The sequence below is a fragment of the Leisingera sp. F5 genome (assembly GCF_001593695.1).
In genome coordinates, this window is the sequence record NZ_LUKH01001432.1 from 1 (window position 1) to 1032 (window position 1032).

The 1032-nt window shown below is 59.5% G+C and carries 2 protein-coding genes; both read right to left on the reverse strand.

Annotation, left to right across the window (positions count from 1 at the left end; translation table 11 throughout):
- Positions 1-468: 468 nt before the first annotated feature.
- Positions 469-615, reverse strand: coding sequence for a hypothetical protein (locus tag A2I95_RS42030; RefSeq protein WP_260007720.1), 147 nt, complete (start codon positions 613-615; stop codon positions 469-471).
- A 289-nt stretch (positions 616-904) separates the two neighbouring features.
- Positions 905-1032: laccase domain-containing protein (locus A2I95_RS42035; RefSeq protein WP_291738171.1), on the reverse strand; the 128-nt coding region annotated here is incomplete at its 5' end.

Consider the following 1032-nt stretch of genomic DNA (forward strand, 5'->3'; position numbering starts at 1 on the left):
CCGCTGGGCAGGAGGCTGCTGACCTCATAGCGCCGCAATTGCGGCTTGGTTGCACTGCGCAGCGCTGCCGGATCCTGCAGGAACGCATTGGCTTCAATTGCATTGGCTGCAGCTTTCTGCAGCGAGTGGGCGATGGTCATGCTGCCACCTTTCCTTTCAAACTGCCCGTTTGCATCGGCCCCCACCGGCAACACAGACGTGCTTGAACGTTATGTATGTGCTCTAAATGGCGGGATTTAATTCTAATTGTCAAAAAATCTGAAGCAAACTGGTTAACATCAGGCCGGTCCTGACACCGTTGCGGGCGGGTTCCGGCGGCAGGCCGGAACGGAGTTAAGACGATTCGGCTAAGGAAGCGTCAAGCGGCCGCTGGAGTTTGCATAGACCGGTTGGATGCCCTGACGGCGGCTGGCCGGGCTGGCGCGTTTGCACCAGGGGAGGCCGCCGGCAGGGCACCCGTCCCCGGCGTTAACCCAGTTTCTGCTTTGCGGCCTGGCTGCGGGGCTGGCTGCAGGTCTGGCCATCGCGGCGGCGCGCAGCGGCCCAAGGCAGAGTCACGGTCTCGCTCTTGGCGGAGCGGATGATGGAGGCAATAAAACGCTTGTTCATCTTCATGGTCTGGTCTGTCCTTCGCCCGGCAGCCGGCCTGGATGCGGGGCCGCTGCTGTTTGTGTTTTTCTGATCTGTTTATGGGTAACATTTGCGCCGCGAATATGACCGGATACGGGCAATTTTACCCTGGCACCGCAGCGGCGCACGGCAGGGGGTCGCCTGGTGAGGTTTTGGTTAAGGTATTGGAAAGGCTGAAAAGATTTCCATCTTGCTGCGGGGGTGCCGCAGCGGAAGGTAAGAAATGCGGCGGAATTTAATAAAATTCGCCACAATTTCCCTGGTTAACGGGGCCTTAAAGTCGGATGCAGGAGATCAGGCGGCCGTAGTCGGCCTCTTTCGCGTGGGTCGCGCGGCGGTAGGAGTAGAATTTCTCAGGCTCGGAGTAAGTGCAGTGACGGGTCCATTCGGCCGCGCCTGCAC

Bases quoted from the DNA above. Each gene is read 5' to 3' on its own strand.
- A2I95_RS42030 (WP_260007720.1), bottom strand. From the start codon at position 615: ATGAAGATGAACAAGCGTTTTATTGCCTCCATCATCCGCTCCGCCAAG.